This window comes from Pseudomonas sp. Q12-87, from assembly GCF_001269755.1.
Classification (GTDB): domain Bacteria; phylum Pseudomonadota; class Gammaproteobacteria; order Pseudomonadales; family Pseudomonadaceae; genus Aquipseudomonas; species Aquipseudomonas fluorescens_S.
Genome location: NZ_LHVI01000023.1, coordinates 137155 through 153259 on the forward strand (window position 1 = coordinate 137155; position 16105 = coordinate 153259).

Here is a 16105-nt window from a genome sequence, read left to right on the forward strand (position 1 = left end):
GGCGGCGCACTTCGTGATCCCTGAAGGCCAGGTGTTGTCTGCGCAGGCTCGAACACGTATTGGGTAACGCCCTCCTGAGTCAGGTTGGATTGCATTCTCAAGGCCCGACCTGGATCACAGGTAGCGCAATGCACTGGTTTTTTTGCCCGATCCTATGAGTTCGTCCATTTCGTGTAGGCAGCGCTTCGCTTGGCGGGTTAATGTCCTGCCTATAGCTCTTAACCGAACATGGCACCGAACCCACCATGGCAAGCCAACGCAGATCCCTACAAGAGACGCTCGCCGACCTCATTGGCGCCCGCACCCCACAGCCGGGCGACTTTGAAGTGCCGATTGCCGGGCTCAGCTTTTTCCGCCGTGAAGCCCCGGCGGCGCCCGTCATTTGCATGATCGAACCGAGCATCGTGCTCGTGGCTCAAGGCGTGAAGCAGGCTTGGGTAGGCGGCAAGGCGTACGGGTACGATACCGGACGCTTCCTCATGACCTCGCTGGATATTCCCGCCAACTCGGAAGTGTTGATGGCGAGCCCGGAGACGCCCTGTCTTGGGCTGGTCTTGAAGCTCGATCTGCGCATGGTTGCCGATCTGGTCGCTCAAGGGGGCCTGGCACCGCACCGTGATCGGCCCGTCGGGATCGGCGCGGGAATCGGCACCACAACGGCCGACTTGCTGGCGCCGTTCGTGCGCCTGCTGGCATTGCTCGATGAGCCCGAAGCGATTCCGGTACTGGCGCCGCTGATCCAGCGTGAGATTCACTACCGGCTTTTGATGAGCGACCAAGCCGCCCGCCTGCGGCAGATTGCTTCCGTGGACAGCCAGGGCTACCGGATCGCAAAGGCCATCGACTGGTTGAAGTTCAACTACACCGAGCCCGTGCGCGTTGAAGAGCTGGCGGCGCGCGTGCAAATGAGCGCCCCTACGTTTCACCACCACTTCCGCCAGCTCACAGCGATGAGCCCACTGCAATATCAAAAGTGGCTGCGATTGAATGAAGCAAAACGCCTGATGCTCAGCGAGCACCTGGACGTGGCAAGCGCGGCCTTCAAAGTGGGCTATGAAAGCCCTTCCCAGTTCAGCCGAGAATATGCCCGCCTGTTCGGCGCGCCGCCCAAGCGGGATATTGCGGCATTGCGACAGCCGGGCAGCAAGCGCGAGGTTGTTTGATTCATTCAGGCTGCTTGGTTTTCCATTCGTGGCGAGGGGATAAATCACCTCGCCACAGCTGCTGTGCTCGACTGTAACTACAGTGTTTCAACTCCCTCCAAGTTCCCTAGGACGCTCACCGGCTTATCGGTCTTTTCTGCCAACCCGATACACTTCAACGCCAGGATCATCGTTGGATCAACGAGCGTCACCGTGTGCCCATTGATGTTGAACGCCTCACAGTGCTCAAACAACAGCGGTAACTCCGTACATCCCAGGATCAGAACCTGCGCGCCCAACTCGCAGAGATGCTCGGCCGCTAAAGACAGTTGCTCCTTGCACAGCCCTTGAGTGAAACCGGCCTTGATACCCCGTGGGCCGTAGATGGCTTCCATGACCATCGCCTGGTAATCGACGCCGGGCGTAAGGAGCTGAACCCCGGCGCGACGCGCGGCCTGATGATAGACCTGGCTCTGCACGGTACCGGATGTCGCCAACAGCCCTATCGCCTTGCCCGTACCGTATGTATGCGCTATCCACTCCACCGTCTCGGTCAGCATGTTCACGATGGGTATGCGCAGGTGCGCCTGGATGCGCTCGACAAAAGCATGAGCGGTATTGCAGGGAATCGCGATGGCATTCGCACCCGCGCTTTCGAGACGTTTGCAAGCAGCGTACATCGCCAGGGTCGGATCGGTTTCGTCCCGCAGCAGGTTGGCTGTTCGGTCCGGTATTTGCGGGTTTTGCTCGACGACCATCTTGATGTGGTCCTGATCCTTTCCTGCCGGCGTATTGGCTACGACCTTGGCCATGAAATCTACCGTGGCGGCAGGCCCGACGCCGCCGACGATGCCCAGCTTGAAGGACAGACGCCTGGGTTGCTGATCCAGCGTCGCGAAGTCGGCGTAGATCTCGTTGCTGTCCAGCACGCTGATGCCGCGCCGCTGCAAGTCGGCACAGACCAGGGAAAGTTCGGTCATCCCGGGCAAAACTACCGCTGCGCCTTGGGCTTGTAGCGAAAGGCAAGCCTGGTAAACCGCCTCAATTGGTACGCCTTCCAGGTGGCCGTCCTTGATCCCGTTAACGCCGTACATCGCCTCCATCAGCCCCGATTGAGCGTCAGTGTCGGGATAGACAATCTTGAAGTCCTGGGCGAAGTACCGTTCGAACAAGCCGCAATGGCGGACGAAGTCGGAGGCGATAATCCCCAGTGTCGCCTGGGGCGCAACCGTGCGGCGGACGTGCCGGCTCAAGGCAGCCATCATGTCCAGCACGGGAATGCCCAGTTCCTCTTCGATCTCAGCGCGGAAGGTCTGGCTGGCGAAGCACGGCAGCATCACCGCATCGAAACCACTTTGCTCGAACGATTTGCACACCTGGAACGCATAGAATTTGCGCGACGTCATGCTCGCGCCCTGGTCCAGGGGCAGCAACACATCCTTGAAGGGGTGCTGCTCGAAAAGGAAGTGGTAGCGACCTTGATCCTCGAGCACGGCCCGGGACTTGACCAACTTGTAGAACAGATCGCCCCCGGCCAGCGACCCAAGCCCACCGACGATACCCAACTTGCGAACAATAGAACCCTTGTGGCTCGCCTTCGCTTTGACCTTCATCATGCGCTCCTCAAACAACCGGAACCGGTGCGGATCGAGACCGAACGGGAGCCTGCACGTTATCGTCCTCGATGGTCTCGTCGAGAGGCTCGGACTGGGCGACAACAGCCGTCGCGATGCTGTTACCCACCACGTTGGTGGCGGTGCGCGCCATATCCAGGAACTGGTCGATGCCGATGATCAGCAGCAGCCCCGCCTCGGGAAGATTGAACATCGGCAACGTGGCCGCGACCACGACGACCGAAGCGCGGGCAACACCGGCCATGCCCTTGCTGGTGATCATCAGCGTCAGAAGAATAAGCAGTTGCTGAGTGAAACTCAGCTCAATGTTGTAGGCCTGGGCGATGAACAGGATGGCGAACGCCTGGTACATCATGGAGCCGTCCAGGTTGAACGAGTAACCCAGGGGCAATACGAAACTGGAGACGCGTTTGGGGGCGCCGAACTTCTCCAGCGCTTCAATGGTTTTCGGATAAGCGGACTCGCTGCTGGCAGTCGAAAAAGCCAGGAGAATCGGCTCGCGAATGAGCTTGCCAAGCCGCCAAACGGAACGCCCCAGGAACAGGTACCCGGCACCGAACAACAATGCCCAGAGGATCAGAATCCCGAGGTAGAACTCCGCGATCAGCTTGCCGTAATCCACCAGCAAGCCAAGCCCTTGGGTGGTGATTGCCGAAGCAATGGCGGCGAAAACCCCGATCGGTGCGAAAGCCATCACGAAGTCGGTAATCCTGAACATCACCTTCGCCAGTTCTTCGATGGCGTCCGTGATCCGGGTATATCCGGCCCGTTTCACACCGGCAAGGGCAAAGCCGAAGAACAGCGAGAACACCACGATCTGCAAAATCTCATTGTTGGCCATGGCCTCGGCGATGCTGCGTGGAAACACATGGCCAATAAACGCCTTGAGGCTGAAGTCACCGGTATTGACCGGCACGGCAACTGCCGCGTGCTGGGCCACGTCCATATTCAGCCCGGCCCCGGGTTGGAACAGATTGACCAGACCCATCCCAATCAATAGCGATACAAGCGACGCCGTTACGAACCACGCCATCGCCCGGGCACCGATTCTTCCGACGGATCGGGAATTGCCCATGCTGGCGATGCCCCCCACCAGTGTCGCGAAGACCAGGGGCGCGATGATCATTTTGATCATGCGCAAGAAAATATCGGTGACCATCGAGAAGTACCCAGCCATCTCTTTGGCACTTTGCTCGCTCCCTGCGAAATGGTGACACGCCCAACCGACCAGTACGCCCAAGGCAATGCCCATTGCAATTCGACGTGGGAGCTTATTCTTCTTCACGGTTCTGTCCTCAAGTAGTTCTTGGAGTTTTTTACTTGGCAGGAATCAAGTGGCGGCCCCCATGCCCTACGCGGCACAGTGGCTTCGAAAGTGATTCTAAGGGGCGCATCCAGAGGCATGATGAGTAATCCAGATCAGCCCATGCGCTTTTGGAATAGTTGGTCAAATGCCGCTATAAACCCGGTGATTGCGCAGTAAGATGGCGCACTGACCGCGGGAGATTCGAGATGCAACTCAAATGGCTGGACGATCTTCTGGCAATTGCTGAGTGGAAGAACTTCTCCCGCGCGGCCGAAGTTCGTTGCGTGACCCAATCGGCCTTGTCCCGTCGGATCCAGTCCCTTGAGGAATGGGTAGGGGTCAAGTTGGTGGATCGTGGCACCTACCCCGTCCAGCTCACATCGGCGGGCATCACCTTTTGCGCTGAAAGCAGAGAGGCGCTCGCTGGTTTACTCAGGTTGCGTTCGACCTTGCGTGACGTGGAACGGATGCCGGGACGCTCCATCCAGATCACCGCCGGCCACAGCCTGTCGATGACCTTCCTGCCGAAATGGCTCACCCAATTCCAGCAACACAACGAGCAATTTAATGCCCGTGTGGTGGCCGCCAACATCCACGACGCCGTTATCGCGCTGGAAGAAGGCAGTTGCGACCTGATGATGGTTTACCACCACCCGCTCACCCCGATCCTGCTGGACCCCGAACGCTTTGGCAGCCTGACCCTTGGCCACGACGCGTTTATTCCTTTGTGCGCACCCAACCCGAAAGGTGAACCGCTGTTTCGCCTGCCCGGACGCTCCGGCAAACCTGTTCCCTATCTCGCCTACACAGCCACGACATTCCTCGGCCGCGTCGCTGACATCGTCATCAAGAATGGCCCCGCCCCCACTGCACTGGAGCGCTGCTATGAAGCCGACATGGCGATGTTGCTGATGCGAATGGCCATTGAAGGCTACGGCGTGGCCTGGCTGCCGCAGAGTGCGGTGGCCGACGAGCTGGAGCGTGGGCTGTTGGTGCGAGCCGGTGACGAGCAGTGGAGCACGCGTTTAGAGATCCGCTCATATTGCGCGATTGCCAATCGTAATCCGACGATGGGCAAGCTTTGGAAGACGTTGGAGGGAGCTTCGTTGCATCGGCCGGGCAGCGTAGCATTTGTGACAGCAGATACTGACTGACTCACCTCACTCACACGCTGTTTGCAAATAGTCGGTTCACACCGATGTAATAAGCCATCCCGACCACTGGCAGGCCGCAATGCGGTGTGGTTAGCTACCTGCACTTCCCTCCCTTTGCCGCCGAAGCCATAAATGAACCTTACCCAGCCTCGTTTGAGATTGCTGTTGATACTGAGCGCGATCCTGTTAGTGGTGGGCGCTACGTTCTACTACCTGTTTCGCCAGAGCAATACATGGACAGATGAAAGCTTCACCGCCGAGGATATGAACGAAGGAGGCATAGAAGACATCGGCACGCTGACGCTGCCAGAGGCGCAAAAGCGTCTGAATTACTTGATCCACGACACTGGTGAAACCCTAAGAATTCTGGATTTGGTCATTGACTCGGAATTTAGCCTGACCGTTGACAAGACCAAGTCGGCCAGCAGCCAAGAACTGCGGTACGAGGAGCTGTTTGTTCCTTTCACCAGTGCACAAGTGAAGACGGCCCTGGCGTCGAGCCACGACCTGCGGTTCGCCCAGAGGCTGTTTGCTGACAGTTCCGAAGTGCGGTTCGATACCAGCAATCTTGACCCCCTGTGGAAACGCGCCGCCTCGCCGGATGAGGCGGCGGCCGAACAGTACCGTCCAGAACGCTTGCGTTTTCGAGACGGCAGCGAGACAGCGTTTGCCGATATCAAGGTATCCCCCCAATCAGGCCCTGATGATAGCGAGTCATTCGATGCCCCCATCACATTGGCGGTCAACAAACCCCTGGCCAGCCTCAGCCTGACGATCGCGTACCGCAGCTATCCGGCATTCAAAAAAATCGTCCTGGACAAGGACCACCCACGAGTGACCTTGGACGACGGCCAAACTTTCCAGCTCACTGCCCTGGGTGACGGCAGCGCCTCGATACGGCTGAGTATCCCCAAAATGTCGACCTTCGTGGTGCAGGGTTTGACCGGCTCGGGCAAGGCGCTTTACAGCAACGGCAACAGCACCCGCTCCTTCCCTTCGGACGGCGAAATTGCGGCGATGCATGCTTTTTACAACGCCCTGCTGCAAACCAAGGAGGATCTCGATCGGCTCAAGACCAGTCAGGCCGTGCAACAACAAGTGGAGCAACTGGCCAATAATCTCTCCACCCTGGCGGGGCCGCTGAAAAACACCGAGGTCGACTACCAGTTCGAGTCCACGCCTCAGCGTATCGTCATTCATGTGCTCGATCCGATGGAAGACAACATCGCCGTCATCGACGAGGTGCACAACGTTCTGGCAGAGCAACCGCGTTACATCGCCCGCGAGCGAAAATCCGGTCTTTACGGCTTCATCGACCAGGCCGGTCAATGGTTAATCAAACCGCGCTGGAGAGAAGTGCAGGATGGCGGAGTGGCAGATACCTACACGTTGTTTACGCTGGAAAAATCCAGCGAGCCACAACGGGACGTGCGGGAGGTGCGGAGCCAACTCGCCTACTTCGCCGCCGGCAGCAATAAACTCATAGACCTGCCGTTCGAGTACATATCGCAGACATTGGACAATGACCTGCTGCTGGTAGAGCGTGAAACCAACGGCCCCTATGGGATCTACGACGCCAAGGCGCACCGCTTCACCCTGCCAATGAAGTTCGTCAATCCCACGGTAACCGGCAACGTGTTCATCGCCCGCCTCGGCAATAAAACTTATGCCACGGAAGGTTACTACGGCGCTTATACCCTGGCCGGCAGGGAGATTTTGCCACCGCAGTTCTCCTATATTGAGCAAAGCGGTGATCACCTCTACACCCGCTCAGCCGACCAGAGTCACCAGGACGTTTTCGACCTGGAAGGCAAGCGAATCAACCCACAGGGCTATAACGCAATCGGTGTTTTTTTTAGTGAACAACCGCTGTTGGTGCAGGACGGTAAAAGTAAGAAGTTTGCTTTTATCAACCGCCAGGGCGCGTTGCTTCCCATCAAACTGCCCTATGACGAGGTAGAGCCGTTTTCCAACGGCATGGCGGTGGTCGGTCGTGACCAACGCTATGGAGCCATCGACCTGACCGGCAGATTGCGGGTTCCGCTGGAGTACAACAGGATCAATGCGTTCCAGACCCGCTACGCCGCCGCCATCCCGGCCGGCAGTGGATCTGGACTGGTACTGATCAATCAACGCAACGAACAGTTCAAGAAGCTCGGTTCCTACACCAGCATGACAGTCCCGGATAACAGCAACGAAGCCCGTTACAACGTGAGGGACCCGAATAATTCTGACGAGTACCTGGTCTATGACGCCGACGGCAATCTTGTGAAGGAAGAAGAGTAGGGATTTTCCTCAAGACTCAGGGACTCATTATTCGCTTACCTTGCTTCTCCCTCACCTCCAGCGCCTGCCCATCCCGCTGCTTACCTTGCCGCGCCTGGCCGACCAGTAGCGGTATCAAGTCGCCCTCCGGCAAGTGCCGCCAGAAACGCCCGGGCATGTGCTGGCGCAGCGCCTGGGGATTGAGCCGCGCCGGGTTGAAAATGTGCCGGTAATAGGTCCGCCACAGCTCGGCGCCGGGATCTTCGGCGTGACGTGCCCATTGTCGCCATTGCTCGGGGCAATGGCGCTGGTAGTCCAGCCGCTGGCCATCGAAGCGGATGCCGTCGCGAGGCGTTGCGATCAGCCAGCGTTGTTTGCCAAGCCGCTCGGCAAAATGCCCACTCGCGCTTTCAAGGATGTCATGGGCTGGCTCATGAAAAGACACCAGGTCCAGCTGCAATGACTCGGCTATCGCCGGGGGCAACGGGATGAAACGTACAAAGGCGTGCAGATGATGCGCTTCACGCTGGACCTGCTTGATCCGCCGCTGCAATTCACTGCCCAGGCGATCACCGGCCAGCATGGCGGTGCGGTCGCCATGCGCGACGCGCCAGAGCACTTCGTACAGCAGGTTCCAGCGCTGCTCGCCCTGGTAACGCCCGGCCTGTTCGAGCTGAGCCAACAAGGCCGCCGGCACCCGCGTGCGGTACGGCCCTGGACCTAGGGGCAATGGCGTCGGCACAGCCAACAAGTCAGCCATGGGGCCTTGGGCCCATGTGACATCGCTCGGATCGATACCATGGCCGAGCAGCGTCCGCGCCTGGTCGCGCCACGTGGAGAAATCGTCATCACACTCCAATGCGATCATCCCCACAGACCCATCTGTACCGGCCTCTGGGGATCGCGCAAACGCGCCCGTAGCAAACCGCTGCGCACCTGGGCGTCAGCGGGCCGGTAGTCGCTGGTAACAATGAACGGGCGCGCCTTCTCCAACACGCACCGCAACTGCACCAGGTCGTCATAGCGGACCCGCCGCTCCTTGCGCAACGCAACCAGCCTTTGGACGCTACGCAGGCCAATCCCTGGAATACGCGCCAGCAATGCGGGTTCGGCGCGATTGACATCGAGCGGGAATACCTCCCGGTTGGCAAGCGCCCAGGCCAGCTTGGGGTCGATGTCCAGGTCCAGGTTGCCGGTATTGCTTAAAAGCTCACCCGCCTTGTAGCCATAACCGCGCATGAGGAAATCGGCCTGATAGAGTCGATGCTCACGCAACAAGGGAGGCGCCGCCAGGGGCACGCTGGCAGGGCTGTCAGGAATCGGACTGAATGCAGAGTAATAGACCCGTCGCAGGCCATAACCCTGGTAGAGCGATTCGGCGTTGCTCAGGATGGCGTGGTCATCGGTGGCATCAGCACCCACGATCACTTGGGTGCTCTGCCCCGCCGGGGCAAATCGGGGCGCCCGCGGCTCGCCGGCCACGGCTTGCTGGCCCAGTTGGATGGTGCCCATGGCTTGGCGGATCGTCGTCAGCTGCTTTTCCGGTGCCAGGCGCTTGAGGCTGACTTCCGAGGACAGCTCGATGTTCACGCTCAGGCGATCAGCCAGCCGCCCTGCCTCTTCGATTAGCAGCGGATCGGCATCCGGAATGGTCTTGAGGTGAATATAACCACGAAACTGATGCTCTTCGCGGAGCAACCGCGCCACGCGAATCAACTGCTCCATGGTGTAATCGGCCGATCGAATGATGCCGGAACTCAGGAACAAGCCACTGATGCAGTTGCGGCGATAGAAATCCAGCGTCAACCGCACCACCTCCTCAGGCGTGAAGCGCGCCCTCGGCACGTTGCTGGAACGGCGGTTGACACAGTACTGGCAGTCGTACAGGCAAAAATTGGTCAGCAACACCTTCAGCAACGAGACACAGCGCCCATCCGGCGTGTAACTGTGACAAATCCCCATGCCATCGGTGGCGCCAAGCCCCTCGCGGCCTCGGGAGCTGCGCTTCGGAGCTCCACTGCTGGCGCAGGAGGCGTCATATTTGGCAGCGTCGGCAAGAATGCCAAGCTTGGCGATCAGTTGCATGGGAGCGTCTCGATACTGGATGCATACACAGTATTTTGAGATGTGCGGCGATGCAAGCGCCATTGGTCAATTGTGAGCAGATGAAAGCCGGTTCGTCCGGGCCCTCCACATAGGCCATGCCAGTGAGGGAGCTGCGCACCGTTGACATGTCCTTATGCGTTCATTCCGCCGGGTGATACAGTTGCCATCAATTAAAATCTGCTAAAGCACAAAAAATGTACAGGACGACGTCATTCCCACCCAACAAAGAAGGTCGTGATTTTGCGGTGGGCGACATTCACGGACACTTCAAACTTCTAACACAAGCCTTGGATAAGTTGGATTTCAATAGCGAAGTGGACCGTATTTTTTCTGTGGGAGACCTCATCGACCGAGGCCCCGACTCCATAGACGCATTGAACTGGCTTGAAAAACCGTGGTTCCATGCCGTGCGCGGCAACCATGAACATATGCTTATCGAGTGCATCTCCGGCCACGGCGACATACCCAGGCATATCCGAAATGGAGGGGCTTGGCTCTACGAATTACAGCCAGACATCCAGCGTGAACTCTTAAAAGCTTTACAAGCACTCCCATTGATCATTGAAATCAATTTATCAAGCGATCAAACAATTGGAATAGTCCATGCCGAAGCCCCTGTCATGAGGAGTAACGATGGCTGGCAAGAAGCTAAAGACGCTATTACTGGAAAATCGGGGAAGCAGCATCAGCGGCAAGCCTTGAAAACAGCGTTGTATACAAGAGAGAAAATCGAGCAGCAAGACCACACGCCTATTAAAGGCATCGACCGGCTCTATGTCGGGCATTCAACAGTGCCTGGCGTCAGGCGCTTGGGCAATGTTATATATATTGATACTGGCTGCGCATTTTCCGACGGCGCGTTAAGCTTGGTGAACATCCAGACTGAAATGATCGCCAGTATAAGCATGAGCGAAGCGCGCCCTTAATAAACACAGGGCAGATGTTCCGAATCCGGAACGACCAAAACGATGCAGCACGGCCATTCGGACCCGGCTCTCCAAAGGAACTCAACAATACGTCGAGAGGAGCAGTCCACGGTTTTTCAGTAGCGTTTGTAGCCTGCCCCTTTTTCGCATAACTTTCGAGAAGCGCCGCTCAAAGTTTCTCGAAACTTATTCTTCTATGACTTAATAACTAGCATGATCATCGGGATTTGACTGAGCATCAAGAAGCCTCTTCACCTCATCGGCGGAATTTTGAGGCAACGTGAGGGTCCCACCCGTTTGACTGCCCCCTGGAATGGCCGCCCCGGATAGTCCGGATCGTCAGGAGAATATTCGCGGATAAAATATTGCTTATATAGAGTATCTTGACTCATGACAACCTCCTCAAATTAACCTAATAGATTTTTCCCTACCGCCCTCATGACGGCACAGTAAAGATTGAAGATTGAAGGTTGAAGATTGAAGGTTGAAGGTTGAAGGTTGAAGGTTGAAGGTTGAAGGTTGAAGGTTGAAGGTTGAAGGTTGAAGGTTGAAGGTTGAAGGTTGAAGGTTGAAGGTTGAAGGTTGAAGGTTGAAGGTTGAAAAAATATTGTCACAGAAGATTACGACGCGGAAGCGTGTACTTGCGCGAAGTATCGCAAGACGCATAGTTAGAGCATTGATCCCTATGGCTACGAATCCTGCCCTTTCACGAGATGACATATTGTCCAAGCTTCTCGCAAAAGGTGTCGGACACACAAGTTAAAAACCAGACAACAGACTAATCAACTTGTGAAGCTTAAGAAATTGGTGGCTGGCGGAGGACTCGAACCTCCATCTACCCCTCGAATACCACCTAAAATCCAGGTGTCATTCGAGGGAAGGCTGCGCCGTAGCGCAGCCGTAGGGCGCATTACCGATTATGCTAACCAGCCTACATTTTCGAAAATAGCTCATTCGCAGAATAACTGTCAAGGAGATATTCTTGTTGAAGATGCTGAATAATTCCTTTAGCTCGCCTATCCCCGGTTATTCCCTTATACCTTTTTGCCACCAAAGGAAGCACATCTTTTTCTGGATCTAATGACTTGACACACAAATCTAGAATCACCTGCTGCCAGACTTTCGACAACAAAATCATATCCTGACTATTCAAACTTCCCGGCTGACTTGGAGTGCATCCATACTTAGCGGCTATATTAGTAACTTGGGGTTGACCGAAAGAATACGCCGCACTAGCTTTGCCTCCATGAAAATTTTCGTTTCTTAGCTTCCTATAATAATCAATTATCGCAACATCCCCAACATCCACCAGCTCGCCCATCGCCACATCATCATTCACTATCGTAGAGGAGTCATTCCTTGAAGCATATAAAACGCGGACAGTCTGTCGTAAATAATCTCCCTCCACGGCAGCTGTAGGTTTGCGCACCAAGGGCTGCTTTCTTATTTTTTCACACGCAACTTCAGCCTTACCATTTATAAAAGCTATATGAGAAACATAAACAAACTGTTTCGTACGATCCAACTCTAGCTGATCTAAATACAACCTCCCATACCCTAATAGCTTTGCCTTTGCCGCTATAAACTTGGAAGGACTTACACTAACTTTAGCATCATCCAAGAAAATCCTAACCGATGAGTCCACAATAGCCATGTATGGATTGATGCTACCCAACTCTTTCTTCAACTCAGTAAAAATTGCACCTGGCGTCATCACACCCTCCACCCAAAACTTTAAAGCCCAAAAGAAGTTCTCAACTAGTCAAAGCAGGCATTCCGCTCATGGCGTTTATTTTATTGATAGCATTCACAAACGAAATTAAAAAACCATCTCGACCTTCCGCCACACCACAATAATAAGTTATATACTCTTTGAATTTGAGCTTATCTTTGTCCGCCCACGACTTACAATTCGCAACTGGTGTTTTAGCCTCATCCATAACATCCTTAACTGCTAACGACTTAATACCCGCATCCTTAAACTCACCCAAAAGACGCTCGCGTTCTTTTTTAAACTTTACGAAAAAATTATCATCATTTTCCAACTCCAAGATAAACACTATAATTCGCCGCTCAATTGCCAATCCCTGATCATCAGGCAACGTCAAATAGAGGCTTTTATTTTTTATATTGTCAGTCACTGTAGCGGGTACATCCCCATCAAATAAAACCAGGCTCCGTTCAAGTAGCAACGGGTAGTTCACACACAAGGCACGTAATGCGGAATAAGATGTACCCGGACCATTTTCCTGTTTATTCAATGACGAATGAAACTCAACACAGCTTAATATTTTTCTCGACTTTATTAGTTTTTTTGCAAAATGGACAGCATGATCATCCTCGCAAAAAACTCTTATTTTTCTAGCTTTAACAGCCTCTTCTGGATCCTGAAGTGTCAGCTCTTTGTATGCCAGTTCATAAGGAGGATTACGAAGAATCGGATAGTTTCCGTCCACCGCGGTAGATTTGCTAACAAAATTAACTACTATTCTATCTTTCTTTAAGTTCTCACCATGCTCCAAATAAATATGAGAAATCAGATGGAGCGAATGCGTTGATACGATCACCTGAACGTTGTACTTACTCGACCAGCGCTGGAGATAATCAAAAAGTCTTAATTGAGCAACAGGATGTAAACTACTTTCGAATTCATCTATACAAAAAATCCCATTACCCCCACCATTTCTCCCTTTAAAAGAGCGCCTAAAACCTAGAAGCCTATTGAATATAGCCCCCAAATTATCCTCCCCCGAAGATATCGAAAGCCAATCATACCTCGCGCCTTCTCCTACAGGGGCAAAAGTTGTCTTGACATTTTTTTCGTGCACGGGAGTAAACTGATTATAATCAGTACTTGGCAATACCGTTTCATAGTAGTCCTTCAGATCAGCAGCTTCTTCGGGACTCAAATCAAGTGACGCCGCCTTATCCGGGACGGCCTTAGTATCAACCAAAGGATACAGTCTTTTCAAATTTAGAAAGGACGTATTATATGCAAAGTTACCATCTCCCTTTTCAGCGCCAGACACTACAACTCGATGGCGATTAGTTTTATCGCCAACATAGTACATCGCCACAGTTTCTTTCAGCATTATCCCTTTGTCCGTACAAAGGATCAAGTCATATTCATACCTATCCCTGTCGAAAACAGGAGACAACTTAAATACTTCTTTTAATGGCGTTTTCAGAACCTTGCCAAAGACATCTTGAGCCTCACTATTAAAGGGGTGCGCTATCAACCCCATCAAGGATGTTTTCATCGTCCCATTACGGCCAGAAAATATCGTAATGTTTTTCCCTAAAAAAACATCTTGATCCTGCATAGTTCTAAATCGCTTAATCGCAATACCTGCGATTGAGGCAATAACAACTTCCTTGTTTTCTGAATAACCCAGCTCAATCTTAGTTGAAGCCGAAGGAAATTTTTTCATCCCGGAGAGTCTCATTATGACAAAATGCCACCACATTACACCTTTTGCACATAATTGGTCAAAATTGAAATAACAAAAGCCCAGCGTTTTTTAGAACTCAGAACAGCCTATCAAGCAAACTGGGCTCCCAATTCATAATCACCAACTCCCGACTCACTTCTGCGTTTCCTTGCCGTTGATTAGTGGAACTGTAGCGAATATCCAGCGTCTCTAAGTAAAAGCCCTCAAACACCCGCCGAATGTCTGGGTGATCGTTAATGCTCACCATCACCTTGCCCTTGCACCGACGCATGAAATAGGCCATTCGCTCGTAGTTTTCGAACGGAAAGTCCACCCCATATCCGGCTGTCTGCCAGTAAGGCGGATCCATGTAGTGGAAGGTATGGGGGACGGTCGTAGCGCTCTGCACATTCTAGCCAGGGCAGGTTTTCGACGTAGGTGCCAGACAGACGCTGCCAGGCGGCCGAGAGATTTTCCTCGATCCGCAACAGGTTGATGGCTGGGCCGGTAGTGGCAGTGCCGAACGTCTGCCCGGTGACCTTGGCGGCGAAGGCATGGTGCTGCAGGTAGAAAAATCGTGCGGCGCGCTGGATGTAGGTGAGGGTTTCGGGGCGGCTCATCTTCTGCCACTCGAACACCTGCCGAGAACTGTGCGCCCATTTGAATTGGCGCACGAACTCTTCGAGGTGGTTCTGCGCCACGCGGTACAGCGTCACCAGGTCGCCGTTGATGTCGTTGAGGACTGCGACCGGTGCTGCCTGAGGCCGCATGAAGTAGAGCGCGGCACCGCCGGCAAAGACTTCAACGTAGCATTCGTGAGGTGGGAACAAAGGAATGAGGCGGTCGGCCAGGCGGTGTTTGCCGCCCATCCAAGGGACGATGGGTGTAGACATAGATAGCAAGACCTTTACTGTATGGATAAACAGGTGCCAGCTTCGCCGCGCTTCGTGCACGGAGTAAGAGCCTTGGCTGGACTTGCAGGGACAATCTGCAGGGACGGCGGTAGGGTTGGATGTTGACGCATCCAACCCGGCCGCTCTTTTTCACTTCGGTGTTGAGACTTCTTTTACATAGGCCTGACAGGCAGCCAGGGCGATCAGTCCTTGGTCGCCGGCATCGGTGATGCTGATAATTCGTTGAGCATGCGCCGGGTCAAGTTGGGCTCTTGTGGCTCCATGAACCACGCTGCCGGTTGTGGTGACGGCTGACACTGTGCGGCCACTGGCTGCATCGGTGGCGTCGAGTAGGACTGACAGGCGCAGATCAGCAGTGGCAAGACGGTCGCGCAGGGGACTTTGATCACGTCGGGCATCGTTTAGGGCTCGGTAATGTGTTTGTTCACTGGCTGAAAGCCGCTGCTCCAGGGCGAGACGTTTGGCCTGCTCAGCTTGTTGCTGCGCTGCAGCCGCCAGAGTCTGTTGGTTAAGGCTTTCCGCCTGAAGGCTGGGTTGTTGCTCCAGCTGCCGACCGTAGCGCCAGTCCTGAACTTGCCAGGTCCGCGCGGCAGATCCGCCGGCCAATGCGGCCAGCAGCACACCGATGGCCAGCAGCCGATACGGCACCGGGATCAGGTCGACGAGACGCATAGCACCGCCCTCGCCCGCGCCCACAATTCCAGCCGATCCGCCAAGCCATTGAGGCCGCCATTGATCTTGCGGGTGATCGCCTCAAACTCATCGCGATCTGCCAGCGCGTTCAGCTCGCGGACCCACCAGAACCATGCAGCCGACTCGGCGGCCCATTGCGGCAGCTCGAGCAGCTCGGGGGTGCGCAACAATCGCTCATCACCAAACAGAGCCAGGCTGCAGCGCAGGTAATTGTTGCGGCCGGTCACCTGAATCAAGCCGCGACCGCGATAGCGCTGGCCACCTCAACCGTGTCCACCGCGTAACGCCCCTGGCGCGCCAAGGACGTTTCGGCATAGCCCTGGTAGATCTCGATAGAGCTGCCACGCCGAGGCAGCTGCACCTCGCCGTCACGGTCATCAATGCGCAACTCAAACTCGTCGGAGTCCATACCTGGCTTGTCAGAGGTGCGCAGCAAAAACGACCTATCATTGATCAGGGTCGTGATATCGGCGCCATCGGCAACGATTCGAAAAGTGGGGGTCATGAATTTTGTCCAAAAAAAACCCGCGCAAG

The 16105-nt window shown here is 54.9% G+C and carries 11 protein-coding genes, 1 tRNA gene and 3 pseudogenes; 4 read left to right on the plus strand and 11 right to left on the minus strand.

Annotation, left to right across the window (positions count from 1 at the left end; translation table 11 throughout):
- Positions 1 to 245: 245 nt before the first annotated feature.
- On the plus strand, positions 246 to 1163 hold the full coding sequence (locus AD663_RS17285) for an AraC family transcriptional regulator (protein WP_053214227.1): 918 nt from the start codon (positions 246 to 248) through the stop codon (positions 1161 to 1163).
- 77 nt (positions 1164 to 1240) lie between these two features.
- On the opposite strand, the gene AD663_RS17290 is transcribed toward AD663_RS17285, so the two are convergent.
- Positions 1241 to 2755, minus strand: coding sequence for an amino acid racemase (locus AD663_RS17290; protein ID WP_003183231.1), 1515 nt, complete (start codon positions 2753 to 2755; stop codon positions 1241 to 1243).
- 10 nt (positions 2756 to 2765) lie between these two features.
- Positions 2766 to 4061, minus strand: coding sequence for a dicarboxylate/amino acid:cation symporter (locus tag AD663_RS17295; protein WP_053214228.1), 1296 nt, complete (start codon positions 4059 to 4061; stop codon positions 2766 to 2768).
- A 227-nt stretch (positions 4062 to 4288) separates the two neighbouring features.
- Here AD663_RS17295 and AD663_RS17300 point away from each other — a divergent pair, with 227 nt between their 5' ends.
- Both AD663_RS17300 and AD663_RS17305 read left to right on the plus strand, forming a co-directional pair.
- Positions 4289 to 5236, plus strand: a complete 948-nt coding sequence (locus AD663_RS17300) for a LysR substrate-binding domain-containing protein (RefSeq protein ID WP_053214229.1) — start codon at positions 4289 to 4291, stop codon at positions 5234 to 5236.
- 132 nt (positions 5237 to 5368) lie between these two features.
- Positions 5369 to 7522: a WG repeat-containing protein gene (locus AD663_RS17305; RefSeq protein WP_053214230.1), complete on the plus strand. Its 2154-nt coding sequence runs from the start codon at positions 5369 to 5371 to the stop codon at positions 7520 to 7522.
- A 16-nt stretch (positions 7523 to 7538) separates the two neighbouring features.
- Here AD663_RS17305 and AD663_RS17310 read toward each other — a convergent pair whose 3' ends face one another.
- Together AD663_RS17310 and AD663_RS17315 are read right to left on the minus strand one after the other, a co-directional pair.
- Positions 7539 to 8369, minus strand: coding sequence for a TIGR03915 family putative DNA repair protein (locus tag AD663_RS17310; RefSeq protein WP_003183242.1), 831 nt, complete (start codon positions 8367 to 8369; stop codon positions 7539 to 7541).
- Complete coding sequence (locus AD663_RS17315) at positions 8366 to 9586, minus strand: putative DNA modification/repair radical SAM protein (protein ID WP_003183244.1); 1221 nt, start codon at positions 9584 to 9586, stop codon at positions 8366 to 8368. Before AD663_RS17315 ends, AD663_RS17310 begins: the two co-directional genes overlap by 4 nt.
- Before the next feature lie 215 nt (positions 9587 to 9801).
- On the opposite strand from AD663_RS17315, the gene AD663_RS17320 reads away from it, so the two are divergent.
- Entirely contained in the window at positions 9802 to 10533 is a 732-nt protein-coding gene (locus tag AD663_RS17320) for a metallophosphoesterase (RefSeq protein ID WP_003183246.1), read from the plus strand.
- Positions 10534 to 11338: 805 nt separating this feature from the next.
- On the opposite strand, the gene AD663_RS28925 is transcribed toward AD663_RS17320, so the two are convergent.
- From AD663_RS28925 to AD663_RS17350, 7 genes and pseudogenes are all read right to left on the minus strand, one after another.
- A tRNA-OTHER gene (locus tag AD663_RS28925) sits at positions 11339 to 11465 on the minus strand.
- A complete protein-coding gene (locus AD663_RS17325; RefSeq protein WP_033046131.1) occupies positions 11465 to 12247 on the minus strand; it encodes a hypothetical protein in 783 nt (260 codons plus the stop codon). The genes AD663_RS28925 and AD663_RS17325 overlap by 1 nt, the downstream gene beginning before the upstream one ends.
- Positions 12248 to 12287: 40 nt before the next feature.
- On the minus strand, positions 12288 to 13964 hold the full coding sequence (locus AD663_RS17330) for an AAA family ATPase (protein WP_053214231.1): 1677 nt from the start codon (positions 13962 to 13964) through the stop codon (positions 12288 to 12290).
- Positions 13965 to 14061: 97 nt separating this feature from the next.
- Positions 14062 to 14857 (minus strand): annotated as a pseudogene (locus tag AD663_RS17335) (DNA adenine methylase).
- A gap of 150 nt (positions 14858 to 15007) precedes the next feature.
- On the minus strand, positions 15008 to 15550 hold the full coding sequence (locus AD663_RS17340; protein ID WP_003183260.1) for a lysis system i-spanin subunit Rz: 543 nt from the start codon (positions 15548 to 15550) through the stop codon (positions 15008 to 15010).
- A pseudogene (locus AD663_RS17345) lies at positions 15532 to 15831 on the minus strand (glycoside hydrolase family 19 protein); the annotation flags it as partial. The pseudogene AD663_RS17345 and the gene AD663_RS17340, both read right to left, overlap by 19 nt.
- Positions 15828 to 16076 (minus strand): annotated as a pseudogene (locus AD663_RS17350) (late control protein); the annotation flags it as partial. The pseudogenes AD663_RS17350 and AD663_RS17345, both read right to left, overlap by 4 nt.
- Between the last annotated feature and the right edge of the window lie 29 nt (positions 16077 to 16105).